Here is a 26,203-nt window from a genome sequence, read left to right as displayed (position 1 = left end):
GGCGCACCCGTTTCTCAGAGATCGAGCCCCGTGAGCACCATGACCTTCTCGTACGTGAGATCCTCCATGGCCGAGCGCAGGCCCTCACGCCCGATGCCGGAGTCCTTGACCCCGCCGTACGGCATCTGGTCGGCCCGGTAGGACGGCACGTCACCGATGATCACCCCGCCGACCTCCAGCTCCCGGTTGGCCCGGAACGCCGTGTCCAGCGACCGGGTGAACACCCCGGCCTGCAGCCCGTACGCGGAGTCGTTGACCATGGCGAACGCCTCGTCGGCCGAGGCGGCCGGCTGCAGCACCATGACCGGGCCGAACACCTCCTCCCGGGACACCTTGGCGTCGGCGGGGACGTCGGCGAGCACCGTGGGCGCGAACGTGGCGCCGGTGCGGGTGCCGCCCGCCAGCACGCGTGCTCCGGCGTCGACGGCCTCGCGCACCCACTCCTCGACCCGCTCCGCGGCGGCCTCCGAGACCAGCGGCCCGACCTGCGTCTTCTCGTCGGCAGGGTCGCCCACGACGAGCCCGGCGACGGCGGGGAGCAGGCGCGCCACGAAGTCGTCGTACACCGGCCGCTCGACGATGACCCGCTGCACGGCGATGCAGCTCTGGCCGGCCTGGTAGTTGGAGAAGAGCGCGATGCGCTGGGCCGCCCAGTCGAGGTCGGCGTCGGAAAGCACGACCGCGGCGGCGTTGCCGCCCAGCTCCAGCGTGACGTGCTTGCGCGGCACCTGGTCGGCGATGGCGTAGCCGACGGGGGCCGAGCCGGTGAACGACACGACCGGCAGCCTCGGGTCCTGCACCAAGGCGGAGGCCCGCTCGTTGGCGACCGGCAGCACCGAGAACATGCCCGCGGGCAGGTCGGTCTCGGCCAGGATCTCGCCCAGCACCAGGGACGACAGCGGCGTGGCCGGGGCCGGCTTGACCACCACGGGGGCGCCGACGGCGATGGCCGGGGCGACCTTGTGCGCCACCAGGTTGAGCGGGAAGTTGAACGGTGTGATCGCCAGCACCGGGCCGTACGGGACGCGGGAGACGTAGGCCAGCCGGCCGGCGGCGGCGGGCTCGGTGTCGAGCCGCTGCACCTCGCCCGACCAGCGGCGGGCCTCCTCGGCGGCGAAGCGGAAGGTGGAGATGGCCCGGCCGACCTCGCCGCGCGCCCAGAAAATCGGCTTGCCGTTCTCGGCCGTGATCAGGTGGGCGAGCTCGTCGGACCTCTCGGCCAGCCGCCGGGAGACGTGGGCCAGCGCCTCGGCGCGCCGGTGGATCGGCAGCGCGGCGGCCTCGCGCGCGACCGCGTGGGCGGCGGCGACGGCCTCCTCCACCTGGGCGTCGGTCGGCATGGAGACCCGGCCGACCTCGCGACCGTCGTCGGGATTGGTCACGGTGAGCTCGGCGTCCCCGGTGGCGGGGCGGCCTGCGAGCCAGAAGGTACGCACGTCCATGCCTCCGACGTTATGCCAAGGGCCGCGGCGGGGATTTACACCAGGGTGCACAAGACCCCCGGAGGGCTCTGCCGTCATGTACAACCTGGCGGTATACCCGCCATGTAACAGAAGTAGGCCCAATTCGGGATGTTTAGCATGCGAAGCGGTTTGAACGATCTCCGCCATGGCTAAGTCATCGATGCGGGTCTCCCAGAGCGGCGGGCCCCCGGCAGAAAGGCGTGGGCCCATGACCTCCTCGGCGCCGCTTGGGCTTCAGGGCGCCTACTTGCAGGGCGAGCGGGCCGGCCATGACGAGCTCCGTTCCCGCCTGCTCGACGTCGCGGTCAACCTCCTGGTGACCGACGGGCCCGAAAGCCTGACCATCCGCCGGATCGCCACCGAGGCCGCCTGCACCACCACCGTCATCTACACGATGTTCGGCAACCGGGAAGGCCTCGCCGAGGCCCTCTACCTGGAGGGCTTCGAGCGCTTCCGCCACCTGCTGGAGCGCGTGCCGCAGCGCAGGGACCCGCTGGAGCACCTCGGCGGGCTCGTCCTCGCCTACCGCCAGGCGTGCCTGGCCGAGCCCGGCTACTACAGCCTCATGTTCGAGCGGGCGATCCCCGGCTTCGAGCCGAGCGAGCGGGCCCGCACCCTCGCCAGGGCGGCGCTCAACATCTTCGACCGGGTGATCTCCGAGTGCATCTCCGCCGGCTATCTCAACCCCACCCAGCCGCGCAAGATCGCCGACGCGCTGTGGGCGGCGGCGCAGGGCGCGATCAGCCTCGAACAGGCCGGTCACCTGCGCGACGGGGCCACCTACGACGCCGTCACCCAGGCCACGATCAGCTACTTCTCGGCTGACAAGGACTGACCGGCCGCCTCCAGCGCGAACCAGAGCTCGGCCCGCACCCCGGGATCGTCCAGGTCACGGCCGAGCAGCTCCGCGACCCGCCGCATCCGGTAGCGCAGGGTGTGCCGGTGCACCCCCAGCCGCTGCGCGGCCGCGTCCCAGTGGCCGTTGCTCTCCAGGTAGGCGCGGAGCGAGCCGACCAGGTCGGCCCGCGACCCGTACGCGGCCAGCGGCGCCAGCTTCGCGGTGGCGAACGCCCGCGCCGCCTCGGGCTCCACCAGCGCCACCAGCCCCTGCCCGGCCAGTTCGTCGAACCGCAGCACCCGTCCCCCGCCGCGCTCGCGGGCCAGCCGCGCCTGCTCCACCCCCGCCCGCAGGCCCCGGTACGAGCACGGCCCGCCGATCCCGGCGCCCCCGGTCACCGCGCCGGCGACCTCCGCCATCCGGCTCTCCTCCACGATCACCACCACGGCCCCGGACCGTTCCCGCGCGGGAGGGTCGGCGGCCACGGGACCCGGAGGGAGGCGGGCGGTGAAGGCCAGCGACTCCAGGGCCTCCAGGGACTCCTCGCCGGCCACCAGGACGATGACGGGCTCGTCGGGAAGGCCGGGCCCGAGGGGGCCGAGCACCGTGCGGGCCTCGGCCAGGGCCGAGGGCCGCTCGGACAGCAGCAGCCGCAGCACCGCGTCGCGCACCCGCCGAGAGCCTTCGAGCTGGGCGCTCCCCTGCTCCAGGGCGAGCGTGAGCAGCGACCCCGCGGCGTTGACGACGGTGTGGGAGACGGGGGTGAAGGCCCGCGCGGTCCCGACGGCGAAGAAACCCCGGGGCCGCGGCCCGCCGCCCACCGGCTGCACCACGACGTTCTCGCCCGGCTCGGCCAGGGCCAGCGTCGCGGGGGCCCGTTCCGCCTCGGTCCCCCGGCCGCGCAGCCGCTTGATCGCCGCCGCCACCATCCCCGTCCTGGCGCCCCGGGTCGCGTGCAGCAGGTCGCCCGCGTCGTCGAACAGCGCCGCCCACCCGTCCAGCTCCCGCGCCAGCCGGTCGATGACGGCGTGCGTGCCGTCGGGGTGCAGGGCCGCGCGGGTCAGCCCGGCCTGGGCGGCGAAGGCGCGGGTGACCTCCTCGTACTGCTCGGCCGCCAGCAGGTCGCTGACCGCCTTGGTGACGGAGATGAACGGCGTCTCCCTGGGCACCTCCAGCAGCGGCAGCCCGGCCGCGCCCGCCGCCGCCACCAGGGCGGGCGGCACCTCCTCGTGGGTGAGCCCGACCGCCACGCCCAGCCCGGCGACGCCGCGCGCCATCAGCCGCCCGACGTAGCCGTCGAAGTCGCTGGTCAGCCGCATGCCGGTGGTGAGCACCAGCTCGCCGCCCTCCAGGAACGGCGTCGGGTCCTCCAGCTCGCTGACGGCCACCCAGCGCACGTCGCGGTCGAGCGATCCGGCGAGCGGGCGGAGCCCGGTCCGTCGTGCCACGACCTGCAGCGATGGCGCCATCCGAGTTTTGTCCATTCCGGCGAAGCGAAGCACCCTCAGTGTGACATATCGACGTATCGGGAAGGGTGGACGCCCGCCGTACCGTCGGAGGCATGAGCATTCCCCAGGAGCGGCGCGTCGTCACCGCGATCCCCGGCCCGAAATCGCAGGAGCTGCTGGCCCGCAAGCAGGCCGCCGTCCCGACCGGCATCGGCACGACCCTGCCGGTCTTCGTCACGCGCGCCGGCGGCGGCGTGGTGCAGGACGCCGACGGGAACTCGCTGATCGACTTCGGCTCCGGCATCGCCGTGACCAACGTCGGCAACGCCGCGCCGAAGGTGGTGGAGCGGGTCAGCAAGCAGGTCGCCGACTTCACCCACACCTGTTTCATGGTCACCCCGTACGAGTCGTACGTGACCGTCTGCGAGAAGCTGAACGAGATCACGCCGGGTGACCACGACAAGCGCACGTTCCTGGTGAACAGCGGCGCCGAGGCGGTGGAGAACGCGGTCAAGGTCGCCCGGCACGCCACCGGCCGCCAGGCGGTCGTCGTGTTCGACCACGGCTACCACGGCCGCACGCTGCTCACGATGACGCTCACGGCCAAGAACATGCCGTACAAGCACCGGTTCGGCCCGTTCGCGCCGGAGGTGTACCGGGTGCCGCTGGCCTACCCGTTCCGCTGGCCGACGGGGCCGGAGAACTGCGCCGAGGAGGCGGCGGCCCAGGCCATCGACATGATCAACAAGCAGGTCGGCGCGGAGAACGTGGCGGCCGTGGTGATCGAGCCGATCGCCGGCGAGGGCGGCTTCATCGAGCCGGCCAAGGGGTTCCTGCCGCGGATCGCGGAGTTCTGCCGGGAGAACGGCATCGTGTTCGTGGCCGACGAGGTGCAGACCGGGTTCGCCCGCACGGGCAACCTGTTCGCCTGCGAGGACGAGGGCATTGTGCCCGACATCATCGCCACCGCCAAGGGCATCGCGGGCGGCCTGCCGCTGGCCGCGGTGACGGGCCGGGCCGAGCTGATGGAGAAGGTGCACGCCGGCGGCCTGGGCGGCACCTACGGCGGCAACCCGCTGGCGTGCGAGGCCGCGCTGGCGGTGCTGGAGACGATCGCCGAGGAGGACCTGGTCGCCAAGGCGCGCAGGATCGGCGAGATCATGCTGCCCCGCCTGCACGCCATGAAGGAGCGGTTCGACGTGATCGGCGACGTGCGGGGGCGCGGCGCCATGATCGCGATCGAGCTCGTGGTGCCGGGCACCAAGGACCCGAACCCCGCCGCGGTCCAGGAGATCGTCAAGCGTTGCCACGCCGAGGGCCTGCTGGTGCTGACCGCGGGGACGTACGGCAACGTGCTGCGGTTCCTGCCGCCGCTGGTGATCCCCGAGCACCTGCTGGAGGAGGGCCTGGGCATCCTCGAAAAGGCTGTCGCCGCCCTCTGATATAACCACGAATCGGGCATCCGGCTTGTCGCTGGATGCCCGATTTTGTGGTGTAAGGCGCGCGTCTCGGGTAGAGAATTCACCCTCACTTGACGTGCTACTTGACGATCACGGATCCCCACAGGGTTATAACGGATCCGACACGAGGACGGGCGACCGCTGCGGGGAGCGTGATGAACTGGGGTCCCACCAGAACGGCACCGGACATGCTGACGTTCGACCCTGAGGGCATGACCAGCGCCCAGCGCGACGGCGAAGCCTGTGTGGTCTGCTACAAGAGGTGGCCGCGCCCGCGGGCGCGCGTCGGCCGCTTCCCCGACGACACCGCCGCGATGGCGTGCGCCGACTGCGCCGAGGCCATGGTGCCCGCGCCGCTGGCCACCGTGGTGGCCTTTCCCATCCGCTGACGCCCGCGCACCCCCGGACAGCGAGACGCCCCGGGACGGGGGGAAGGCCCGGGGCGTCTCAGCAGGTCGCACCCAGCGGGGGATGGGCGCGCCCGCGGCACACGGTCGCACGGAGCGCACAGGACGGCACAGAGCCGCGCAGTGCGGCCCCGCTACTCGACGAGCTCGCGCCACCGCTGCGACCAGGCGGCGTAGTCGGTGCATTCCCCCTTCGGCGGACGGCAGTCTCCGGGTGGCCGCGTGGCGAACACCACGCGATCCAAGCGGTTGGTCCTGGTCGCACCGTACGCCTCGCAGACGCTTCTGGCGCGGCCTTTGCATGCCTTGGTATTGGCGGGCGCCAGGCCGTTCCAGGCGGCGGCGTCGCGTTGGGTGCCGGTCTCGGTCATCCGGTTGAGCCAGCGGTAGGCGCAGTCGGTGGCGGTGACGCCGGCGCCCAGCATCCAGGAGTCGGCCCAGCCGGTGACCTTGCGCGCCGAGACCGCCTTGACCGGCTGGCGCGCCTTCACCAGCAGCTCGCGCAGGTGAGGGGTGGCCTGGCCGTAGTCGACCGAGCCGGTCGCGAAGCCCTTGATCAGGTCGAGCTGGTTGGTCCAGAAGGTGCGGCCGGACGTGCCCTCCAGGCGCTCGGCCACCTCGTCCAGGCTCTTGGCGTCGAGCTCGAACGGGTGGCTCACGCCGCCCGCCAGCGCGGCGTCGGCGAGCGTGAGCGGGCTGTCGCGCAGCATGACCCGGCCGGAGCCGAACACGTCGGCCAGGTCGCCGCCCTTGACCCGGCTCGTGTCGTACAGGAACTCGTGGTAGCCCCACAGGAACGGCACCCCGTAGACGGTGTCGCCGTCGGCGACCAGGTCGCGCAGCCGCTCGGGGATGTCGTCGTAGCCCTCGACCCGGTCGGCGTCGACGGGCTGGACCTTGCCCGCCTCGATCAGCTCGGCGGCCACCACCGGCCCCGCGGAGACGAGGTCGTAGGCCCTGGTGCGCAGCCGGGCGGACATCTCCTCAGGCGTCTGCACGGTGTCGATGCGGGCCAGCCGGCAGCCGGTGTCCTTCTCGAAGGTGCCGGTCCAGTTGGCCTGCGGGCTGATGCCGCCGTACTCGGCGTAGCCGCGGTAGGCCAGGATCTGCAGCGTGCCGTCGCTCTGCGTGGGGCTCGCGGTCGGCGAGGGGCTCGGCGCGCGGCTGGCCGAGGGACTCGGCGTGGCCGTCGGGCCGGAGCCGGGACTGGGGTCGGCCGGCTCGGCCGCTCCCGTGCAGCCCAGCGCGGTCAGGGCGAGGGCCAGCGCGGGCAGACGGCTGCGGATCACGCCTCGGAGCTTACCGGGGGCGGGCGGTGATCGCCGCCGCCCGCCGCCGGTCAGCGCCTACTTGTTGGTGGGGAACCCGAGGTTCACCCCGCCGTGCGACGGGTCCAGCCACCGCGAGGTGACGACCTTGCCGCGGGTGTAGAAGTGCACGCCCTCGGTGCCGTGCACGTGCGTGTCACCGAAGAGCGAGGCCTTCCAGCCGCCGAAGCTGTAGAACGCCATCGGCACCGGGATCGGCACGTTGATGCCGATCATGCCGACCTCCACCTCGTTCTGGAAGCGCCGGGCGGCGCCGCCGTCGTTGGTGAAGAGGGCCGTGCCGTTGCCGTACTCGCCGCCGTTGATGATCTCCAGGCCTTCCTCGTACGAGGAGACGCGGACGATCGACAGGACGGGGCCGAAGATCTCCTCGGTGTGCACCCGCGTGCCGGCGCGGACGTGGTCGATCACCGTCGGGCCGAGCCAGAAGCCGGGCGCCTCGGCCGCCTTGGCGCCGCCCTTGACCGGCGTCTCGCGGCCGTCCACGACCACCTTGGCGCCCTCCTCGACGGCCAGGTCGAGGTAGGAGGCGACCTTGTCGCGGTGCGGACCGGTCACCAGCGGGCCCATCTCCGAGGCGGGGTCGTCGCCGGGGCCCACGGTGAGCCGCTCCACCCGCTCGACGATCTTCTGCACGAGCTCGTCGCCGACCGGGTCGACGGCCAGCACGACCGAGATGGCCATGCAGCGCTCGCCGGCCGAGCCGAAGCCCGCCGAGACGGCCGAGTCGGCCACCAGGTCGAGGTCGGCGTCGGGGAGCACGAGCATGTGGTTCTTGGCGCCGCCGAGCGCCTGCACCCGCTTGCCGTGCGCGGTCCCGGTCTCGTAGACGTACCTGGCGATCGGGGTGGAGCCGACGAAGGAGACGCCGCGCACGTCGGGGTGCTCCAGCAGGCGGTCCACGGCGACCTTGTCGCCCTGCACCACGTTGAACACGCCGTCGGGCAGTCCGGCCTCCTGCCAGAGCCGCGCCATGAGCAGCGACGCCGACGGGTCCTTCTCCGAAGGCTTGAGGATGAACGCGTTGCCGCACGCGATAGCGATCGGGTACATCCACATCGGCACCATGGCCGGGAAGTTGAACGGCGTGATGCCGGCCACGACGCCGAGCGGCTGGCGGATCGAGTAGGAGTCGACCCGGGTCGAGACGCCCTCGGAGAAGCCGCCCTTGAGCAGGTGCGGGATGCCGCAGGCGAACTCCACGACCTCCAGGCCGCGGGCCACCTCGCCGAGCGCGTCGCCGTGCACCTTGCCGTGCTCGGCGGAGATCAGCGCCGCCAGCTCGTCGCGGTGGGCGTACATCAGCTCGCGGAACTTGAACAGCACCTGCGCCCGCTTGACCAGGGAGGTGTCGCGCCAGCCGGGGAAGGCCGCCGCCGCGGCGGCCACGGCGGCGTCCACGTCCGCGACGGAGGCCAGCGCGACGGTGCCGCTGACCTCGCCGGTGGCGGGGTTGAAGATCTCCGACGTGCGGGGGTCGCCGTCGACGAGAGCTCCGTCGATCCAGTGCTTGACTGACTTCACTGCTGCGCTGCCTCTGCGTTGATGACTTCGAGTGCGTTGACGATGATGCCGAGCCCCTCGGCGGCCTCGTCGACCGAGAGGGTGAGCGGCGGGGCCATGCGGATCGCGGTGCCGCGCAGGCCGCCCTTGCCGGCGAGCAGACCGGCCTTCTTGGTCTCCTCCATGAACCGCGCCGCCTGCGCCGGGGTGTCGAGCTCGACGGCGAACATCAGGCCCTTGCCGCGCACGTCCTTGACGATCGGCAGCCGCTGGGCGGCCTCCCGCAGGCCGTCGATGATGATCTTGCCGGTGCGCGCGGCGTTGGCCTGCAGGTCGTGGTCGAGCACGTAGTCCAGGGTGGCGTTGGCGGCGGCCATGGAGACCGGGTTGCCGCCGAACGTGGCCACGCCGGCCGCGTGCAGCGCGTCGAGCAGCTCGCCGCGTGCGACGACGCCGCCGACGGCGAAGCCGTTGCCCAGGCCCTTGGCGAACGTCATCATGTCGGGGGTCACGCCGTGGTTCTGGATGCCGAAGAACGCGCTGCCGGTGCGGCCCCACCCGGTCTGCACCTCGTCGGAGATGAACAGGATGCCCTGCTCGTCCAGCACCTCCTTGTAGGCGGCGAACAGCCCGTCGGGCGGCATGGTGAAGCCGCCCACGCCCTGGATCGGCTCGGCGATCAGGGCGGCCACGTCGTTGGAGACGGCGGTCGACAGCACGTGCCGCAGGTCGTCCACGCAGGCCGCGATGTAGTCGGCGTCGGACATGCCCCTGAACTGGGCGAGCTGCCGGTCGGCGCCGTGCAGGAAGTGCACGTTGAGCGGGGACAGGGAGTTGTTCTTCCAGCTCCGGTTGGAGGTGACGCTGATGGCGCCGAAGCTGCGGCCGTGGTAGCTCTGCCGCATGGCCAGCACCTGGTCGGTCTTGCGCGCGTACGTGGCCAGCAGCAGCGCGGTCTCGTTGGCCTCGGTGCCGGAGTTGGTGAAGAAGACCTTGGCGTCCGGGATGCCGGAGAGCCGGGCGATCTTCTCGGCCAGCTCGATCTGGCCGCGCAGCAGGTAGACCGTGCTGGTGTGGACGACGCCGGTGGCGATCTGGCGTTCAACGGCCTCGCGCACCTCGGGGACGTCGTACCCGATCATGTTGGTCAGGATGCCGGCGAAGAAGTCGAGATAACTCTTGCCGTCGGCGTCGACGACGCGGTTGCCCTTGCCGCTGACGATCTCGATGGGGTCGTTGTAGTAGAGGCCGACCCAGTTGGGGATGACGGCCTTGTGGCGCGCGAGAAGCTCGGACATGTCTTGAGTATCGCCGTTGTCACGCGATGCCCGAAACCGCAAGGTGTCGCCGTACTTCTCCATCCTCTTACAAGGTGTCGGCCCACAGGCGAAGATGTTTCAGCCCTCACTGCGATGGTATGGCTACGTCTAGCAGGGAATATGGCGATCCGCCCCACCAGGGGGAAGCCTTCCGGACAAGGCCGGGAGACGCGACAGGCAGTCTCCGTAGGTAGGCAGACTGCCGGATCGGGGGAACCCAATGCGCAAGACGCTCACGGGCCTGGGGCTGGCCTTCTTTCTGACGCTCGCCCCGGCCGCGGCGGCCACCGCGGACACATCCGCGGCTCCCGTCGCGCAGAGTCAGGTCAACCCGACGCCGCAGCCGCAGCAGAACGAGGGCGGCGGCAACGCGGGCCTCTGGGGCCTGCTCGGCCTGCTGGGCCTGCTGGGCCTGGCCGGCATGCGTAAGCAGAAGCAGCACCATGTCGGCACCGCCGAGCACATGACCAACCGCCCGCCGCGTCCGTAAGCTCAGGCGCACTCACGGAACCCCGCGCCGGCCGGCCCGGCGCGGGGTTCCACCCGTCCCTTAGGGGATGCCCCGTCCGCCTCGCGACGTACGGCACGGCAGGCCGGTACGCCGTCCGGGGCACCCCAGATCACCACCGGCGGCCGACGACCGCCGCGGGTCCGGTCGGCCACGATCGGGTCATCGCTCGACGACCCGAGGAGACCACCCGCCATGACGCTCACCCTGGACCACCGTCCCGAGGCGCCCGCAGGCCCGCCCAAGCTCCGCCATGACGAACTGCTCCGCGCCCAGCGGGACACCCTCGCCACCCCGCGGATGCGCTACAGCCTCCTGGCGAGGATGCTGTTCAAGCCTGTGGACCTGCTGTACGGCCGGGCCGGCTCCTACACGAAGTTCGCCATGCTGGAGATCATCGCCAGGGTGCCGTACCAGGCGTGGGAGCGGATGGGCTACTGGCTCGTCCACCGCCACGCCCGGCAGTCGGCGCTGGCCCGCCGGGTCTTCGAGCGGATCGTGGAGGCCCGCTCCGACCAGGACAACGAACAGTGGCACCTGTTGATCATGCAGGACCTGGTGCAGCGGTCCGGGCACCGGCAGACCTGGCTGCTGCACAAGGCGGCGCCATGGGCGATCGCGTTCTTCTACTACCACGTCTCCTGGCTGCTGTTCCTGGTCAGGCCGGACTGGAGCTACCGGCTCAACGCCGAGTTCGAGGACCACGCCGAGCACGAGTACATGGCGTTCGTGGCGGCCGACCCCGACCTGGAGTTCATGCCCGACCCCGGCGCCTACGCCGCCGAGTACGGCCGGTACCGCTCGGTGGCCGACCTGCTGCGGCAGATCGGCCACGACGAGCGGGTGCACAAGCTCGACAGCCTGGAGAAAATGCGCGAGCCGCGGGTGCGTTAGACGGTGACCGGCTCCGGGGCCGCGGCGGGCGCCTGGGGGCGCAGCAGCGCGGCGGCGACCACCGCCGCCGCGACGCAGAACGCGGCGCCCACCCACGACCCGACGTGCATGGCCGCGGTGAAGGCCGCGCCCGCCTGGTCGGCCAGCGCGGGCACCTGGATGGCCACCCCGACCGACTCTCTGGCCGCCTCCGGCGCCGAGGCGGGCATCTGCCCGGTGTAGACCCCGGCCAGCACGCTGCCCAGCACGGCGATGCTCAGCGCCAGCCCGACTTGCTGCACGGTGTCGTTCATCGCCGAGCCGACGCCGGCCCGCTCGATCGGGATGGCGTTCATCAGCGAGGTGTACGCCGACGGCCCGGCCAGCCCGCCGCCCACGCCCATTACCAGCAGCGCGACGAGCACGGGCGGGTAGCCGGTGGTGGTCGCCATGATGGCGAAGCCGCCGGCCATGACCAGGAGGCCGCCGCTCACCAGGACCCGGTTCCCGAGCTTCTTGCCGAGCGCGGCGCCCAGCCCGTTGAAGACGGCCGCCGCCACCGCGTACGGCAGCATGGCCAGCCCGGCGACGACCTCCTCGTACCCGAGCACGAACTGCAGGTACTGGGTGAGCATGAACATCACGGCCCCGGCCCCGAAGGACATCAGCAGGATCGACATCGAGGCCCCGGTGAAGTTCCGGTCGCCGAAGAGGAACAACGGCAGCATCGGCTCCTCCCGCCGCCGCTCCCACAGCACGAAGGCGATCAGCGCGACGACCGAGAGCCCGATGATCGCCCAGTTGAGCTCACGCTCGATGATGACGTAGACGGCGGCCGTCAGCCCGACGGTGGACAGCACCACGCCGACCGGGTCGAGCCTGCGGCGCGGACCCCGCGTCTCCGGCATCAGGACCAGCGCGGCCACGATGGCCAGCGCGGCGATCGGGATGTTCATCAGGAAGACCGAGCCCCACCAGTAGCTCTGCAGCAGGAACCCGCCGAGCGTGGGACCGATGACCACGCTGACCATGGCCACCGCGCCCCAGACGGCCATGGCGGTGCGGCGCTCCTCGGCGTCGAAGACGGTCATCAAGATGGAGAGCGTCGACGGCATCAGGATGGCCCCGCCGACGCCCATGAGCGCGCGGGCGGCGATGAGCTGCCACGGCTCGGCCGCGAAGACGGCCATCAGCGACGCCCCGCCGAACAGCGCCAGGCCGATGATCAGGAACCGGCGGCGGCCGAACCGGTCGGACAGGCTGCCCGCCGTCAGCAGCAGCCCGGCGAAGGCCAGCACGTAGACGTCCAGGATCCACTGGACGTCGGAGGGAGCGGCCCCGAGCTCCTCGATCAGCGAGGGGATGGCCAGGTTGAGGATGGTGCTGTCGACCGCCAGCACCATCAGCGAGAGGGACAAGACGGCGAGCACCCACCAGCGCCGGGGGTCTCGTACAGTGTTCGATGTCACTCGCACACTGTACGAGCATCCTCGTACAGTGTGCGAGGGGTTTTAAGCTAGAGGGATGAGCGGCAAGCAGTTCTCCTCCGTGTGGATGCGCGACCCCCGGCCGGCCAAGAGTCCGGGCCGCAGCCGCGAGGAGATCGTGCGCGCCGCGATGGAGCTGCTCGACGCCGAAGGGCTCGACGGGCTGAGCATGCGCAAGCTCGGCGCGAAGCTCGCCGCGGGCGCGACGAGCGTCTACTGGTACGTCGCCAACAAGCACGAGCTGCTGGAGCTGGTCTACGACGAGGTCTGGGGCGAGATGACGGTGCCGTCGCCGGAGGAGGTGACCTGGTGGCGGCAGACGGCCGGCGCCTTCGCCCACAGCATGCGCCAGGCGATCCTGAGCCATCCCTGGTCCGCCGGGCTGATCGGGCGGCTGCCTGCACTCGGGCCCAACGCCCTGGAGGTCACCAGCCGGCTCACCCGGGCCTTCAAGAACGCCGGGTTCCGCGGGCTGGAGATCGACTACGCGGTGTCCACGCTCACCGCCTACGTCTTCGGCACCACGATCCCCCAGGTGGTCTACAACGAGGTGATGGCCGAGAACCCCCTCGACGAGGAGAGCATGCGCGCCGTGGTCGAGCGGGCCGCCGCCGCCCACCCCGACCTGCTGGAGCGGATACGCGAGACCGGACCGGCCGATCTGGTCGAGACGCGCGAGATGATGTTCACCTACGGACTCGCGGCGGTGCTCGATGGCCTTGAGGCGAGGCTGGTGACGTAGCAGGATCCGGAGCATGAGCGATTTCCGAGCCGCGCGCGACTTCCTGCTCCAGGCCGACCACGCCACCGCCCGCCGGGACTTCCGGTGGCCCGAGCTGGGCGCGTTCAACTGGGCGCTCGACTGGTTCGACGGCGTGCTGGCGGCCGAGACCCCCGACCGGATCGCGCTCAAGATCACCGGCCGGGTCTCCTACACCTTCGCCGAGCTGTCCGCGCGCTCCAGCCGGGTGGCCAACTGGCTGCACGAGCAGGGCGTGCGGCGCGGCGACCGGATCCTCCTCATGCTCGGCAACCAGCCCGAGCTGTGGGAGTCGCTGCTGGCGGCGATGAAGCTGGGCGCGGTCGTCATCCCGGCCACCACGCTGCTGACCCGCAAGGACGTGGCCGAGCGGATCGAGCGCGGCGGGGTGTCCCACGTGATCGCCAACGCCGAGGACGCCGGCAAGTTCGGCGGCGGCCCGTACACCCGGATCGCGATCGGCGACGCGTACGGCTGGCTGCCCTACCACGAGTCGTCCCAGGCGCCCGAGGCGTTCACGCCCGACGGGCCCACGCACGCCGGCGACACGCTGCTGCTCTACTTCACCTCCGGCACGACCTCGCAGCCCAAGCTGGTCGAGCACACCCACGCCTCCTATCCGGCCGGCCACCTGTCGACCATGTACTGGATCGGCATCCGGCCCGGCGACGTGCACCTGAACGTGTCCTCACCCGGCTGGGCCAAGCACGCCTGGAGCAACGTGTTCGCGCCGTGGAACGCGGGCGCGACCGTGCTGATCCACGACTACCAGCGCTTCTCCGCGCCCGACCTGCTGCGGGTGCTGCGCGACGAGAACGTCGACACCTTCTGCGCGCCGCCCACCGTCTGGCGGATGCTCATCCAGGAGGACCTCTCGGCCTGGCGGGTGCCGCTGCGCACCGCCGTGGCCGCCGGCGAGCCGCTCAACCCGGAGATCATCGACCAGGTGGCCAAGGCGTGGGGCATCACGATCCGCGACGGCTACGGGCAGACGGAGACGACGGCCCAGATCGGCAACGTGCCGGGCGAGCCGGTCAAGCCGGGCTCGATGGGGCGGCCGCTGCCGGGCTACGAGATCGCGCTGCTCGATCCGGAGACCGGGGAGCCGGGGGACGACGGGGAGATCTGCATTCCGCTGGAGAACCGCCCCCTAGGCCTCATGTCCGGATATGTCGCCGGATCTGGTGAAGCGATGCGCGACGGGTACTACCACACGGGCGACATGGCCTCCCGCGACGCCGACGGCTACATCACCTACGTCGGCAGGACCGACGACGTGTTCAAGGCCTCCGACTACCGCATCTCGCCGTTCGAGCTGGAGAGCGTGCTGCTGGAGCATCCGGCCGTGGCGGAGGCGGCCGTGGTGCCCGCCCCCGACCCGGTGCGGCTGGCCGTGCCCAAGGCCTACGTGACGCTCGCGCCCGGCGCCGAGCCCGACGAGGCGACCGCCCGGTCCATCTTCGAGCACTCACGCCGCGAGCTGGCCCCGTTCAAGCGGGTGCGCAGGCTGGAGTTCGCCGAGCTGCCCAAGACGATCTCGGGCAAGATCCGCCGCGTGGAGCTGCGCGAGCAGAGCCCCGCGCGGGAGTTCCGCGAGGAGGATCTGAGCTCTTGACTCCTGGCAGTCTGTCAATCGGAACCCGAACCTGACTTACAGCCTGGTGGGATAGGCTCGGCGTCGTGCTGCCCACCATCGCCGACATCCTCGATCTGGAGACGGTTCGTCGCGGCAGCCCGCGCGTCGTGGCGGGCGCCGACCGGCTCGACACCAAGGTGCGCTGGGTGCACGTCGGCGAGATCGCCGACATCGCCCAGCTGCTGCGCGGCGGCGAGCTGGTCCTCACCACCGGCGTGGCGCTCCCCGGCGACCCCGGCGAGCTCGCCGAGTACATCGCCGGGCTGTCCTCGGTCGGCGCCTCCGGCCTGATCGTCGAGCTGGGCCGCAGGTTCGTCCGCGAGCTGCCCGCCGCCGTGATCAAGTCAGCCGAGGAGCACGGCCTGCCGGTCATCGTGCTCACCCGCGAGACCCCCTTCGTGCAGATCACCGAGGCCGTGCACGCCCGCATCATCGACATCCAGCTGGAGGAGCTGCGCGCCTCCGAGCAGCTGCACGAGGTGTTCACCGAGCTGTCGGTCGAGGGCGCCTCCCCCGCCGAGGTGCTGGCCCAGGTGGCCAGGCTGTCGGGCCGCCCGGTCCTGCTGGAGAACCTCGCCCACCAGGTCCTGGCCTGCGAGTCGGCCGGGCGTGACGCCGGGTCGCTGCTGGCCGGCTGGGAGAGCAGGTCGCGGGCCGTCGCCCCCGCCGAGCGCACCGCGTACGACTCCGCGTCCGGCTGGCTGGTCACCACCGTCGGCGCGCGCGGGCAAGACTGGGGGCGGCTCATCCTGCTGTGCGACCGCAAGCCGTCGCCGCGCGACCTGGTGCTGGCCGAGCGCGCCGCCACCACGCTCGCCCTGGGCCGCCTCCTGGAGCGCCACCAGGAGTCGCTGGAGCGCCAGGCGCACGGCACGATCATCACCGGCATCCTCACCCACGCCTACTCCGACCCCGAGGAGGCCGCGGCCCGCGCCCGCGCGGTCGGCGTGCCGCTCACCGGACGCAAGCTGGTCAGCGTGGTCCTCCGGCCGATCGACCCGGCCGACCAGGCGCTCGACAGCCAGGCCGAGCTGGGCGAGCTGGCCGAGTCGGCCGCCGCCGCCTGCCGCGACGCCCGGCTGCCCGCCCTGGTGGGCGCGCTCGACCAGGACCGGGTGGGCGTCCTGCTGCCGCTGCCGCCGCGCGCGCAGGCCGAGCCCGCGCTGCTGGCGCTCTCCGAGCGCCTGCGCGAGCTGTGGAAGCACGGGGCCGCGTTCGTGCTCGCCGCCGGCTCGGTGGTCGAGTCCATCCGCGACGTACGGCGGAGCTTCCTTGAGGCGGAGCAGGTGGCCGACGTGGCGGTCCGCCAGCCCGACGGCCGCCCCTTCTACCGGCTGCCCGACCTGCGCCTGCGCGGCCTGCTCCACCTCCTGCGCGACGACGCCAGACTGCAGACGTTCGCCGAGCGCGAGCTGGGCGCGCTGCTCGCGCACGACGCCCAGCGGGGCGGCGACCTGGCCCGCATCCTGCGCATCTACCTCGACGCGGGCCGCAACAAGGCGGTGGCCGCGCAGAAGGCCCACCTGTCGAGACCCGCGTTCTACGACCGGCTGCGCCGCCTGGAGCGCATCCTCGACACCGACCTCGACGACGTCGAGTCCTGCCTGTCGCTGCACGTCGCGCTCCTGGCGCTGGAGTCGTTCCGCCGCGAGCACCCGCGCTAGCCGGCGCCGGCCCGCGCCGGCCCGCGCCGGCCCGCGCCGGCCCGCGCCGGTCCGCGCCGGAAGCCACTGAGAGCCGCTGGAAGCCGCCGGAAGCAGCTGGATGCCGCCGGAAGCCGCTAGAAGCCGCTAGAAGCCCATCGCGTCGCGCACCTCGGCCAGTGTGGTCACCGCCCGCTCGCGGGCCCGCCCGTTGCCTTCCGCCAGGATCTCCCGCACCTCGGCCTCGTCATGCTCCTTCCTGCGCTTCCTGATCGGCCGCAGGAAGTCGTTGACCGCGTCCGTGGTGATCCGCTTCAGCGCGGCCGCTCCCCCGTACCCGATCTCGTCGGCCAGCTCCGCCGGCGGCCGGCCGAGACAGAGGGACGCGATCATCAGCAGGTTGGCCACCTGGGGGCGGTTCTCCTCGTCGAAGGTGATCAGCCGCTCGGAGTCGGTGCGCGCCTTGCGGATGAGCGCGGCCGTCTCGTCCTCGGTCGCCGACAGCATGATCCCGTTGCCCCGGCTCTTGCTCATCTTGCCGCCGTCGAGCCCCTGGAGCAGCGGCCGGTCGCCGAGCATGGCCTCGGGGACAGGGAAGACGCGGCCGTAGCGCTCGTTGAAGCGCCGAGCGATGGTCCGGGTCACCTCCAGGTGCGGCAGCTGGTCCTTGCCCACCGGCACCAGCGTGCCCTTGCAGAACAGGATGTCGGCCGCCTGGTGCACCGGATAGGTGAACATCAGCCCGCTGACCGCCTTCTGGCTGCTGTGCGCGATCTCGTCCTTGACGGTGGGGTTGCGGCTCAGCTCCGACACCGTCACCAGGCTCAGGAACGGCAGCATCAGCTGGTTGAGCTCGGGCACAGCGCTGTGCTGGAAGATGGTCACCTTGGCCGGGTCGATCCCCACCGCGAGATAGTCGAGCAGCAGTTCGGTGATGTTGCGCTGGATCTCGCCCGGCAGGTCCCGGTCGGTGATCACCTGATAGTCGGCGATCAGCACGAAGATCGGATACCGGTCCTGCAGCCGGACCCGGTTGGCCAGGGAGCCGAAGTAATGGCCGAGATGGAGCGGCCCGGTGGGGCGGTCTCCGGTGAGCACGGTGTGGTCCATGGTCCCTCCTCAGGGAATCGGTCAACGCCGTCCGGAGGGATCCCGCGCCCGGGCCGCCCTGAGGACGGCCCTTGCGCATGCGGAAGTCAGTGGCCGTCTCGCGGCCACCACCACATGCTGATGCGCTTCACACACCCAGTGTAGGTCAAGGCCGGCATCGCCGGCTTGAGCGCCGGTCAATCTCGGAATCTCTGCGACCGTTTGGTGCATTCGCCTGATCTGACCTTCTTGATCGGTCAGGATGGGTCGGTCCCGTTCCACCCTCATGGAGTTCGCATGTCTCGACGCACTCTCGTCGCCGGCCTGGCCATGGCCACGACGATCACGGGCCTCTCCGTGCCCGGCGCCGCAGCCGAGCAGGCGGCGGTGAAGTTCCCCTCATCCAGGTTCCCGCTCGGGGCCCGCTCCGCCCCGGCCAAGACCATGACGAGCGTGGCCCCGGGCATCGACTTATACGATGTGCAGGCCGGCTCGTCCACCGACGGCTACACGGTGACCGTGCTCATGCCCAACGGCCGCGACGCCGGCAGCCGCGAGGCCGCCGAGACCACGCTGGCCGCGGTCGAGGCGACCGGCGAGGTCGCCAGCATGCAGCGCCTGGTGCGCCCGCAGGTCGCCGACGCCCCCGAGCAGGAGCTGTTCATGATCCGGGTCGGCCTGTGGTCGTTCGAGCAGCGGGCCAAGGCCGACAAGATGGCCAAGCAGCTCAAGGAGGCCGGGCTGAAGGTCAAGGTCGACTACCTCGGCGACGACGGGCTCAAGACCACCGGCCCGTGGCACGCCCAGGTGCTCATGGTCGACGCCCGCACCTTCCGCGGCTCGTACGCGGCCTCGCTCGGCACCAGCGTGGCCAAGCGGGAGACGGTCTCGTCGATGGCGAAGCGGGGCGGCGCGGTGGCGGCCGTCAACGGCGGCTTCTTCAACATCCACACCGCCAAGCAGCTGCGCGGCGAGCCGGTGGGCGCCTCGGTGGTCGCGGGCCGGCTGCTCAGCGAGGCGGTCCCCGGCCGCGCCGCGGTCGTGCTGCGGGGCCGTACCGCCCGCATCACCGAACTGAAGACCACGATCACGGCCGTCTCCCAGGACGGCGCCAAGCGCGTGATCGCCGGCGTCAACCGCGCGCCGGTGGCCGGCGAGCTCATCCTCTACACCGAGGAGTACGGCGCCAAGACCCCCGCCGTCGAGGGCACCGACGTGGTGATCGACGCCAACGGCCGGGTCGAGGCGGTCCGCGTGCCCGGCGCCGCCGTGCCGAAGGGCAAGCGCGTGCTGCACGGGTCGGGCGAGGCCGCCATGTGGATCAACGAGCACCTCTGGGAAGGCTGGACCGTCAAGGTCGACACCAAGGTCCGCGACCTGCGCAAGGGCCGCACTCTCAAGCTCACCCCCGACCTGCACGTCGTGTCGGGAGGCGTGGGCCTGGTCCGCAACGGGCGCACCAAGATCACCGCCAAGCGCGACGGCCACGACTCGCTCAACATGATCCTGCGCCGCCACCCGCGCACCCTCGTCGGCACCACCCGCAACGGCAGCCTGATCGTCGCCACCATCGACGGCCGCAAGCCCGGCGTCACCGTGGGGGCGAACTTCATCGAGGCGGCCCAGTTCATGCGCTGGCTCGGCGCCACCCAGGCGATCAACCTGGACGGCGGCGGGTCGACCGCGATGGTGGTCAAGAACAAGGTCGTCAACCAGCCGTCCGACGGCCGCGAACGCGCGGTGGGCGACGCCCTGCTCGTGCTCCCCGGCTAGACCGGCGCGACGTCGTCGCCCAGCGGATCCCCGGCGCCGCGGACCGGACCCAGCCGGCCCTCGGGGATCTGCGGGCCGGCGCCAGGACGGGCCGACCGGCGCCGGGGCAGGAAGGCGGAGAGGACCATCCCGGACGCCGCCGCGACCGCCGAGATGATCAGCGCGATCCGCAGCCCGTCCACCGACGGCAGTGTGACGGCCCCCATCCGGACCGTCTGCGCGGCCAGCACGGCGCTGATCACCGCGCTGGCCGTGGACGTGCCGATGGAGCGCATGAGCGAGTTGAACCCGTTGGCCGCCGCCGTCTCCGAGGTCGGGACCGCGCCCATGATCGAGGCCGGCATGGCGGCGTAGCCGAGACCGGCCCCGGCCGAGACGATGGTGGCGGCCAGCACGACGTGCCACACCTCCCCCATGAGCAGCAGCGCCGAGAGGTAGCCCGCGACGGCGAGCAGGGCGCCGAGGATGAGCGTGACCCTGGGCCCGTAGGCGCCGGTGACGCGGGCCGACACCGGCGAGAGCACGATCATCATGCCGCCGCCGACCGCCATGCACAGCCCGGCGTCGAACAGGGTGAGCCCGAGCCCGTAACCGGAGGCGGGCGGCGACTGGAGCACCTGGGGGAAGACCAGCTGGGTGCCGAACATGGCGAATCCGAAGGCGATGGACGCCAGGTTCGTGAGCAGCACCTCGCGCCGGGTCGTGGTCCGCAGGTCGACCAGCGGATTGGCGACCCGCAGCTCGGCCCATCCCCAGACCGGCAGGATCACCGCGGCCGCGGCGAACAACCCCAGGGTCAGCGGGCTCGTCCAGCCCCAGCTGCCGCCCTTGGTGATGGGCAGCAGCAGGCACACCAGCCCGGCCGTCAGCCCGGCCACGCCGATGAAGTCGAAGCGCCCCCCGGCCCGCAGCGGCGAGTCCGGCACGAGCGTGAGGGTCATGACCAGCCCGGCCACCCCCATGCCCGCCGAGACCAGGAAGAGCATGTGCCAGTTGGTGTACTGGGCGACGACGGCGCCCAGCGGCAGCCCGACCGCGCCGCCGGCGCCCATGGTGGCGCTCATCAGCGCCATGGCCGATCCCAGCCGGGCCGCCGGCAGCAGGTCGCGCATGATGCTGATGCCGAGCGGGATCACCCCGACCGCGCAGCCCTGGAGCGTGCGGCCGAGCACCACGAGAGGCAGCGCGTCGAAGAAGACGCAGATCACCGAACCGGCGATCATCAAGCCGAGGCTGATCACCATCATCCGGCGCTTGCCGTACATGTCACCCAGCCGCCCGCTCACCGGGGTGAACACCGCCGACGCCAGCAACGTGGAGGTGATCACCCAGGAGGCGTCCTCCGCCGTGGCCGACAGCAGCCGCGGCAACTCGGGGATGACGGGCACCACCAGGGTGAACATCATCGACACGACCAGGCCGCTGAAGGCCAGGGCGGCGGTGACGACGCCGCTCGACTTGCCGGAGGGGAGAGGCATCGCCACCGGACTCCGTTCGATCAAGGTTTGCGGTTGGACAGGACAAGACTGCCGGACGCCGCGAAGAAGATCCCCACCCCCTGCACGAAACTGACCTCGACGTCCGGCACCTGCGCGGCGGCCTCGCCCCGCAACTGCCTGACAGCCTCCTGGATGGCGAACATCCCGTACATGCCGGTATGCGTGTACGAGAGCCCGCCGCCGTTGGTGTTCATCGGGAGGGTGCCGCCGGGCCCGGTGTGCCCGTCCGCGATGAAGGCCCCCGACTCGCCCCGGCCGACGAAGCCCAGGTCCTCCAGCCCGTAGAGCGGCAGATGGGCGAACGCGTCGTAGACCATCAGATGGTCGATGTCGGCGTGCGCGAGCCCGGCCGTGCGGAACGCCTCGGCGCTGGAGCGGCGGAACGCCCCGAACGAGCCGAGGTCGTCCATCTGCGACACCATCGCCGCCTCCGTGGCCTCGCCGGACCCGAGCAGGTAGACCGCCCGGCTCCCCCGAGGCAGGTCGGCGGCGCGCTCCGCGCTGGTCAGCACCAGGGCGCCGCCCCCGTCGGTGACGACGCAGCACATGTCCCTGGTGAACGGGTAGGCGATCTCCGGGCCCTGGAGCACCTCGTCGACCGTGACGATGTCCCGCCGCAGGGCTCGCGGGTTCTTGCTCGCCCACTCCCGCTGGGCGACGACGACCCGGGCCAGGTCCTCCCGGCCCATGCCGCGGTCGTGCAGGAAACGCAGGGCGGGGACGGTGAAGGTGGCGTAGGGGGTGATGGCCCCGTACGGCGCCTCGAACTGTCCCGCGGGGGTCGCGTTCGCCCCGCCCCACCGCCGCGCGCCCACCCGGGACCGGCCGGACTCGCCGTGGGTGATGAGCACGACGTCGGCCGCGCCGGCGGCGATGGCCGCCGCCGCGTGCCGGACGTGCAGCAGGAAGCTGCAGCCGCCGACCATGGTGCCGTCCGCCCAGCGCGGGTTGATGCCCAGGTGGTGCGCCACGTCCAGGGCCAACGGGCCGGCGGTCGCCACGCCGTCGACGTCCGCCGGGGTGAGCCCGGCGTCGCGCAGCGCGTTCAGCGCCGCCTCGGCGTGCAGCTGGAGCATCGAGGTGTTCGGCAGGGTGCCGACCTCGTCGGTCTCCGCCGCGCCGACGATGGCGATCCCGCCGCCGTGCATGCCGGTCACGCGTGCCCCTCCTCAGGCTGGAAGACCGGCAGCACGGTGCCGCCGCGCTCCTCGAACGCCACCCGGAGCCGCAGGTCCAGCGGCAGGTTCTCCGGCGTGGGCTCGACGCCGACCACGTTGGTCATCATCCGCGGCCCCTCGTCGAGCTCCACCAGGGCGATCACCGGCGAGACGCCCTCGAAGCCCGGCATGGGCCGCCTGTTGATCACGTACGAGACGAGCCGCGCCCGCCCGGACACCACCACCCAGCCGACATCGGACGAGGCGCAGTACCGGCAGAAGGGCCGGGGGTAGAAGTAGTGCCTGCCGCACGAGCCGCACCGCTGGATGCGCAGCACGCCCTCCTTGGCGGCCTCCCAGTACGGGGCCGTCTCGGGAGTCGGCAGGGGCATGAAGTCCTCGATCACGCCGTCCTCCGGGTGAAGGTGCCGCGGTCGAGCACGACCTTGCCGGCCACCATGGTCTGGAAGAACCAGGTGCCGCCGTCGTCCCACAGCGCCACTGTCAGCTCCTGCCCGGGGAACACCGGGGAGGCGAAGCGGGCCGACATGGTGCCGAACAGCTCCGGGTCCGAACCGCACGCGGTGTGCAGCAGCGCCCGGCCGGTGAACCCGAACGTGCACAGGCCATGCAGGATCGGACGGTCGAACCCGGCCTTCCCGGCGAGCCAGGGGTCGGAGTGCAGCGGGTTGCGGTCGCCGCTCAGCCGGTAGAGCAATGCCTGGTCGGGCCGGGTGCGGTAGGTCACCACGTGGTCCGGGTCCCGCTCCGGCCGCGCCCAGGCCGCCGAGGAGCCCCGGTCACCGCCGAACCCGCCCTCGCCCCGGATGAACGTGCCGCTGCTGGACTCGGCGAGCACCTTCCCCGTCTTCGCGTCCATGACCGTCGACTCCAGCACGGCGATGGCGTTCGGCCCCTTGTCGTAGAAGGCGGCCACGCGGCTCCTGGTCACGGTGGACCCCTCGGCGGGCAGCGCCCCGTGCAACGTCACCGACTGCTCGGCGTGCAGCACCTGGGCGATGTCGAAGTCACCGAGCGGGGGCATCGACCCTCCGGCGCCGCCGAGCATCACCGCGAAGGTGGGCAGCACCTGCTGGGTGACCCCGTGGGAGTTCTCCGTGGTGAACGGCAGCTCGGTCAGCGGATCCTCGGCCCCCGCCCCCACCCCGAGCGCGTACAGGATGGCGTCGGCCGAAGTCCACCGCCGGCCCTCGCCTTCCCATTCCTTGCCCACCAGGTCCACGTTCAGCGCCAATGGAACACCCCTTCCGAAAGGTCCTCACAGCACCATAAAGCGGACGAACTTCGTCTGTAAATACCGCTCCTTCTCCGGTGCGCCACCCGGGACCTGGCAGACTTGTCGGCATGAAGCCCGCTTCGGTCACGGCGCGACCAGGACGACCGCCGGACCCCGACATCGAGCCCCGGGTGCTCGACGCGACGCTGGAGATCTACGCGGAGGTCGGCTGGGCCGGCTTCACCATGGACGCCGTCGCACGGCGGGCCCGCGTGGGCAAAGCCGCCCTCTACCGGCGCTGGGAGAGCAAGGAGAAGCTCATCGTCGAGGCCCTGGCCTCGCTCACCACCCCTGTCATGACCGAGACCACCGGCTCCCTGCGCGAGGACCTGCTGGCCATGTGCGTCCGCACCCTCCGGGCGCAGCAGAGCCGCGACGGCCTGGTCGGCCTCCGGGCCCAGATCGAGGCCAAGTTCTACCCCGAGCTGTTCGGCCAGGCCATGGAAGACCTGGGCAAGCAGTGGCGGACGACCTACCGGCGGTTCGTGCTGCTCGCCGTCGACCGGGGCGAGATCCCCCGGGGCACCTCACCCGCCCTGGTGCTCGACGCGGTCAACGGGATCATCGTCAACCACGTGCTCTCCACGCCGATCGACAGGATGCCCGCTCTCCTGGACGACGCCCCCCGTTATGCCGAGCGGGTCGTCGACTTCGTGCTCTCCTCCATCGGCTACCGGCCCGTCGAGGACGCTGGAACCACCGTTGACACCGGTGGAACCCCGACTTAGCTTCCGCGTTGCGGACACGCTTCGTCCATGAAGAGTCCCGGCCCACCGCAAGCTACGTGACGAGCACCCCGGGAACGACTGACCGTACGAGCCCCCGCCGGCCCGAGTCCTCGCGTACGAACGAAAAGGCCTCGACGTCACGTCCAGCCTTGAACAGGCAAGACCTCCGAAGCCCCGAAACAGCAACAGGCCCCGACTCAGCCATCGAGGCCCTGAAAATAGAAAAAGCCCCGACCGTCAAGTCGAGGCTCTTTCCTATAAAGATTGTCCGGCGGTGACCTACTCTCCCACACCCTCCCGAGTGCAGTACCATCGGCGCAGAGAAGCTTAACTTCCGGGTTCGGAATGTAACCGGGTGTTTCCTTCCCGCCATAACCGCCGTAACCCTCCGAAACACACAAACCACAGAGAGGTTTGCTGTCTCAGAATTGCCTAGTGGACGCGAGCAAAAACTTCGAAAGTATGCTTTGTGGTCAAGTCCTCGGCCTATTAGTACCGGTCAGCTCCACACGTTACCGCGCTTCCACCTCCGGCCTATCAACCCGGTCGTCTACCGGGAGCCTTACCCACTCACGTGGTGGGAGACCTCATCTCAAGGCAAGCTTCCCGCTTAGATGCTTTCAGCGGTTATCCCTCCCGAACGTAGCCAACCAGCCATGCACCTGGCGATACAACTGGCACACCAGAGGTTCGTCCGTCCCGGTCCTCTCGTACTAGGGACAGCCCCTTTCAAGTCTCCTGCGCGCGCAGCGGATAGGGACCGAACTGTCTCGCGACGTTCTAAACCCAGCTCGCGTACCGCTTTAATGGGCGAACAGCCCAACCCTTGGGACCTACTCCAGCCCCAGGATGCGACGAGCCGACATCGAGGTGCCAAACCATCCCGTCGATATGGACTCTTGGGGAAGATCAGCCTGTTATCCCCGGGGTACCTTTTAGCCGTTGAGCGACACCGCTTCCACACGCCGATGCCGGATCACTAGTCCCAGCTTTCGCTCCTGCTCGACCCGTCAGTCTCACAGTCAAGCTCCCTTGTGCACTTACACTCAACACCTGATTGCCAACCAGGCTGAGGGAACCTTTGGGCGCCTCCGTTACCCTTTAGGAGGCAACCGCCCCAGTTAAACTACCCACCAGACACTGTCCCCGATCCGGATCACGGACCAGAGTTAGACATTCAAAACGACCAGAGTGGTATTTCACCAATGACTCCACCCGAACTAGCGTCCGAGCTTCCCAGTCTCCCACCTATCCTACACAAGACGCTCCAAACACCAATGTCAAGCTGTAGTGAAGGTCCCGGGGTCTTTCCGTCCTGCTGCGCGAAACGAGCATCTTTACTCGTAGTGCAATTTCGCCGGGTCTGCGGTTGAGACAGCGGGGAAGTCGTTACGCCATTCGTGCAGGTCGGAACTTACCCGACAAGGAATTTCGCTACCTTAGGATGGTTATAGTTACCACCGCCGTTTACCGGCGCTTAAGTTCTCACCTTCGCCCAGCAAGCTGGACTAAGCGGTCCCCTTAACGTTCCGGCACCGGGCAGGCGTCAGTCCGTATACATCGTCTTACGACTTCGCACGGACCTGTGTTTTTAGTAAACAGTCGCTTCCCCCTGGCCACTGCGACCCCCACCAGCTCCCACCGCAAGGGCGTTCACCAGCAGAGGTCCCCCTTCTCCCGAAGTTACGGGGGCAATTTGCCGAGTTCCTTAACCACAGTTCACCCGATCGCCTTGGTATTCTCTACCTGACCACCTGAGTCGGTTTAGGGTACGGGCCGCCACAACACTCACTAGAGGCTTTTCTCGGCAGCATAGGATCATCCACTTCGCCACAATCGGCTCGGCATCACATCTCAAGGTATACGCGAGGCGGATTTGCCTACCTCACCCTCTACATGCTTACCCCAGGACAACCATCGCCTGGGCTGGACTACCTTCCTGCGTCACCCCATCGCTTACCTACTACCCGATCGGACCGAGCGTTCA

The 26,203-nt window shown here is 70.7% G+C and carries 21 protein-coding genes and 2 rRNA genes; 10 read left to right on the top strand and 13 right to left on the bottom strand.

The annotated features are described in order from the left end of the window. Nucleotides 1-14 precede the first annotated feature (14 nt). Complete coding sequence (locus ACGFI7_RS10685; RefSeq protein WP_393401982.1) at nt 15-1,442, bottom strand: aldehyde dehydrogenase family protein; 1,428 nt, start codon at nt 1,440-1,442, stop codon at nt 15-17. Between the two features lie 229 nt (nt 1,443-1,671). On the opposite strand from ACGFI7_RS10685, the gene ACGFI7_RS10680 reads away from it, so the two are divergent. Beyond that, complete coding sequence (locus ACGFI7_RS10680; RefSeq protein ID WP_393401980.1) at nt 1,672-2,298, top strand: TetR/AcrR family transcriptional regulator; 627 nt, start codon at nt 1,672-1,674, stop codon at nt 2,296-2,298. Here ACGFI7_RS10680 and ACGFI7_RS10675 read toward each other — a convergent pair. Then, a complete protein-coding gene (locus ACGFI7_RS10675; protein ID WP_393401978.1) occupies nt 2,274-3,770 on the bottom strand; it encodes a PucR family transcriptional regulator in 1,497 nt (498 codons plus the stop codon). The genes ACGFI7_RS10680 and ACGFI7_RS10675 overlap by 25 nt on opposite strands. A 92-nt stretch (nt 3,771-3,862) precedes the next feature. Between ACGFI7_RS10675 and gabT the strand changes: the two genes are divergently transcribed. Together gabT and ACGFI7_RS10665 are read left to right on the top strand one after the other, a co-directional pair. Next, the gene (gene gabT / locus ACGFI7_RS10670) at nt 3,863-5,191 is read left to right on the top strand and encodes a 4-aminobutyrate--2-oxoglutarate transaminase (protein ID WP_393401975.1); all 1,329 of its coding nucleotides are present in this window, start codon (nt 3,863-3,865) and stop codon (nt 5,189-5,191) included. Nucleotides 5,192-5,397: 206 nt separating this feature from the next. Further along, nucleotides 5,398-5,598, top strand: a complete 201-nt coding sequence (locus ACGFI7_RS10665) for a hypothetical protein (protein WP_393401972.1) — start codon at nt 5,398-5,400, stop codon at nt 5,596-5,598. 152 nt (nt 5,599-5,750) lie between these two features. Here ACGFI7_RS10665 and ACGFI7_RS10660 read toward each other — a convergent pair whose 3' ends face one another. The 3 genes from ACGFI7_RS10660 to ACGFI7_RS10650 are packed head-to-tail and all read right to left on the bottom strand — an operon-like array spanning nt 5,751 to nt 9,745. Next, nucleotides 5,751-6,905 carry an extracellular solute-binding protein gene (locus tag ACGFI7_RS10660; protein WP_393401970.1) on the bottom strand — a complete coding sequence of 385 codons (1,155 nt, stop codon included), beginning with the start codon at nt 6,903-6,905 and terminating at the stop codon, nt 5,751-5,753. Between the two features lie 57 nt (nt 6,906-6,962). Then, entirely contained in the window at nt 6,963-8,468 is a 1,506-nt protein-coding gene (locus ACGFI7_RS10655; protein ID WP_393401967.1) for a CoA-acylating methylmalonate-semialdehyde dehydrogenase, read from the bottom strand. After that, nucleotides 8,465-9,745 carry an aspartate aminotransferase family protein gene (locus ACGFI7_RS10650; protein WP_393401965.1) on the bottom strand — a complete coding sequence of 427 codons (1,281 nt, stop codon included), beginning with the start codon at nt 9,743-9,745 and terminating at the stop codon, nt 8,465-8,467. The genes ACGFI7_RS10655 and ACGFI7_RS10650 overlap by 4 nt, the downstream gene beginning before the upstream one ends. A 241-nt stretch (nt 9,746-9,986) precedes the next feature. On the opposite strand from ACGFI7_RS10650, the gene ACGFI7_RS10645 reads away from it, so the two are divergent. Then, entirely contained in the window at nt 9,987-10,256 is a 270-nt protein-coding gene (locus ACGFI7_RS10645; protein WP_393401962.1) for a WGxxGxxG family protein, read from the top strand. A 213-nt stretch (nt 10,257-10,469) separates the two neighbouring features. Beyond that, entirely contained in the window at nt 10,470-11,168 is a 699-nt protein-coding gene (locus ACGFI7_RS10640) for an alternative oxidase (protein WP_393401959.1), read from the top strand. Here the strand turns inward: ACGFI7_RS10640 and ACGFI7_RS10635 are convergent. Continuing rightward, nucleotides 11,165-12,616, bottom strand: coding sequence for an MFS transporter (locus tag ACGFI7_RS10635; protein WP_393401956.1), 1,452 nt, complete (start codon nt 12,614-12,616; stop codon nt 11,165-11,167). The genes ACGFI7_RS10640 and ACGFI7_RS10635 overlap by 4 nt on opposite strands. 55 nt (nt 12,617-12,671) lie before the next feature. On the opposite strand from ACGFI7_RS10635, the gene ACGFI7_RS10630 reads away from it, so the two are divergent. The 3 genes from ACGFI7_RS10630 to ACGFI7_RS10620 all read left to right on the top strand — a co-directional run bounded on the left by ACGFI7_RS10630 (nt 12,672) and on the right by ACGFI7_RS10620 (nt 16,694). Continuing rightward, nucleotides 12,672-13,376, top strand: coding sequence for a TetR/AcrR family transcriptional regulator (locus tag ACGFI7_RS10630; protein ID WP_393401954.1), 705 nt, complete (start codon nt 12,672-12,674; stop codon nt 13,374-13,376). A 13-nt stretch (nt 13,377-13,389) separates the two neighbouring features. Beyond that, nucleotides 13,390-15,009 (top strand): AMP-binding protein, encoded by a 1,620-nt coding sequence (locus ACGFI7_RS10625; protein ID WP_393401952.1) that lies wholly within the window; start codon nt 13,390-13,392, stop codon nt 15,007-15,009. Nucleotides 15,010-15,074: 65 nt separating this feature from the next. Then, on the top strand, nt 15,075-16,694 hold the full coding sequence (locus ACGFI7_RS10620; protein ID WP_393401950.1) for a PucR family transcriptional regulator: 1,620 nt from the start codon (nt 15,075-15,077) through the stop codon (nt 16,692-16,694). A gap of 126 nt (nt 16,695-16,820) precedes the next feature. Here the strand turns inward: ACGFI7_RS10620 and trpS are convergent, their stop codons facing one another. Next, nucleotides 16,821-17,783, bottom strand: a complete 963-nt coding sequence (gene trpS / locus ACGFI7_RS10615; protein WP_393401947.1) for a tryptophan--tRNA ligase — start codon at nt 17,781-17,783, stop codon at nt 16,821-16,823. Between the two features lie 276 nt (nt 17,784-18,059). Between trpS and ACGFI7_RS10610 the strand changes: the two genes are divergently transcribed. Further along, complete coding sequence (locus ACGFI7_RS10610) at nt 18,060-19,535, top strand: phosphodiester glycosidase family protein (protein WP_393401945.1); 1,476 nt, start codon at nt 18,060-18,062, stop codon at nt 19,533-19,535. Here ACGFI7_RS10610 and ACGFI7_RS10605 read toward each other — a convergent pair. From ACGFI7_RS10605 to ACGFI7_RS10590, 4 genes are read right to left on the bottom strand one after another with little or no spacing between them, the layout of a single operon-like run. Next, the gene (locus tag ACGFI7_RS10605; protein ID WP_393403880.1) at nt 19,532-21,013 is read right to left on the bottom strand and encodes an MFS transporter; all 1,482 of its coding nucleotides are present in this window, start codon (nt 21,011-21,013) and stop codon (nt 19,532-19,534) included. The genes ACGFI7_RS10610 and ACGFI7_RS10605 overlap by 4 nt on opposite strands. 20 nt (nt 21,014-21,033) lie before the next feature. Next, complete coding sequence (locus tag ACGFI7_RS10600) at nt 21,034-22,182, bottom strand: thiolase (protein ID WP_393403877.1); 1,149 nt, start codon at nt 22,180-22,182, stop codon at nt 21,034-21,036. Nucleotides 22,183-22,187: 5 nt separating this feature from the next. Continuing rightward, nucleotides 22,188-22,598: a Zn-ribbon domain-containing OB-fold protein gene (locus ACGFI7_RS10595; protein WP_393401942.1), complete on the bottom strand. Its 411-nt coding sequence runs from the start codon at nt 22,596-22,598 to the stop codon at nt 22,188-22,190. Then, nucleotides 22,595-23,446: a MaoC/PaaZ C-terminal domain-containing protein gene (locus ACGFI7_RS10590; RefSeq protein ID WP_393401939.1), complete on the bottom strand. Its 852-nt coding sequence runs from the start codon at nt 23,444-23,446 to the stop codon at nt 22,595-22,597. Before ACGFI7_RS10590 ends, ACGFI7_RS10595 begins: the two co-directional genes overlap by 4 nt. 110 nt (nt 23,447-23,556) lie before the next feature. On the opposite strand from ACGFI7_RS10590, the gene ACGFI7_RS10585 reads away from it, so the two are divergent. Further along, a complete protein-coding gene (locus tag ACGFI7_RS10585) occupies nt 23,557-24,216 on the top strand; it encodes a TetR/AcrR family transcriptional regulator (RefSeq protein ID WP_393401936.1) in 660 nt (219 codons plus the stop codon). A gap of 266 nt (nt 24,217-24,482) precedes the next feature. On the opposite strand, the gene rrf is transcribed toward ACGFI7_RS10585, so the two are convergent. Together rrf and ACGFI7_RS10575 are read right to left on the bottom strand one after the other, a co-directional pair. After that, nucleotides 24,483-24,599: ribosomal RNA gene (gene rrf / locus ACGFI7_RS10580) — 5S ribosomal RNA — on the bottom strand. A gap of 86 nt (nt 24,600-24,685) precedes the next feature. Further along, a 23S ribosomal RNA gene (locus ACGFI7_RS10575) occupies nt 24,686-26,203 on the bottom strand; the annotation flags it as partial.

Source organism: Nonomuraea sp. NPDC048826, from assembly GCF_043198225.1.
GTDB lineage: Bacteria > Actinomycetota > Actinomycetes > Streptosporangiales > Streptosporangiaceae > Nonomuraea.
Note: the sequence above shows the minus strand (reverse complement) of the source record. Positions and strands in the feature narration are given on the sequence as shown.

What these genes read in the sequence shown, in the direction of transcription:
- ACGFI7_RS10685 (WP_393401982.1), bottom strand. Translation starts at nt 1,442, where the DNA reads ATGGACGTGCGTACCTTCTGGCTCGCAGGCCGCCCCGCCACCGGGGAC.
- ACGFI7_RS10680 (WP_393401980.1), top strand. Translation starts at nt 1,672, where the DNA reads ATGACCTCCTCGGCGCCGCTTGGGCTTCAGGGCGCCTACTTGCAGGGC.
- ACGFI7_RS10675 (WP_393401978.1), bottom strand. Translation starts at nt 3,770, where the DNA reads ATGGCGCCATCGCTGCAGGTCGTGGCACGACGGACCGGGCTCCGCCCG.
- gabT (WP_393401975.1), top strand. Translation starts at nt 3,863, where the DNA reads ATGAGCATTCCCCAGGAGCGGCGCGTCGTCACCGCGATCCCCGGCCCG.
- ACGFI7_RS10665 (WP_393401972.1), top strand. Translation starts at nt 5,398, where the DNA reads ATGCTGACGTTCGACCCTGAGGGCATGACCAGCGCCCAGCGCGACGGC.
- ACGFI7_RS10650 (WP_393401965.1), bottom strand. Translation starts at nt 9,745, where the DNA reads ATGTCCGAGCTTCTCGCGCGCCACAAGGCCGTCATCCCCAACTGGGTC.
- ACGFI7_RS10645 (WP_393401962.1), top strand. Translation starts at nt 9,987, where the DNA reads ATGCGCAAGACGCTCACGGGCCTGGGGCTGGCCTTCTTTCTGACGCTC.
- ACGFI7_RS10640 (WP_393401959.1), top strand. Translation starts at nt 10,470, where the DNA reads ATGACGCTCACCCTGGACCACCGTCCCGAGGCGCCCGCAGGCCCGCCC.
- ACGFI7_RS10630 (WP_393401954.1), top strand. Translation starts at nt 12,672, where the DNA reads ATGAGCGGCAAGCAGTTCTCCTCCGTGTGGATGCGCGACCCCCGGCCG.
- ACGFI7_RS10625 (WP_393401952.1), top strand. Translation starts at nt 13,390, where the DNA reads ATGAGCGATTTCCGAGCCGCGCGCGACTTCCTGCTCCAGGCCGACCAC.
- trpS (WP_393401947.1), bottom strand. Translation starts at nt 17,783, where the DNA reads ATGGACCACACCGTGCTCACCGGAGACCGCCCCACCGGGCCGCTCCAT.
- ACGFI7_RS10610 (WP_393401945.1), top strand. Translation starts at nt 18,060, where the DNA reads ATGTCTCGACGCACTCTCGTCGCCGGCCTGGCCATGGCCACGACGATC.
- ACGFI7_RS10605 (WP_393403880.1), bottom strand. Translation starts at nt 21,013, where the DNA reads ATGCCTCTCCCCTCCGGCAAGTCGAGCGGCGTCGTCACCGCCGCCCTG.
- ACGFI7_RS10600 (WP_393403877.1), bottom strand. Translation starts at nt 22,182, where the DNA reads ATGCACGGCGGCGGGATCGCCATCGTCGGCGCGGCGGAGACCGACGAG.
- ACGFI7_RS10585 (WP_393401936.1), top strand. Translation starts at nt 23,557, where the DNA reads ATGAAGCCCGCTTCGGTCACGGCGCGACCAGGACGACCGCCGGACCCC.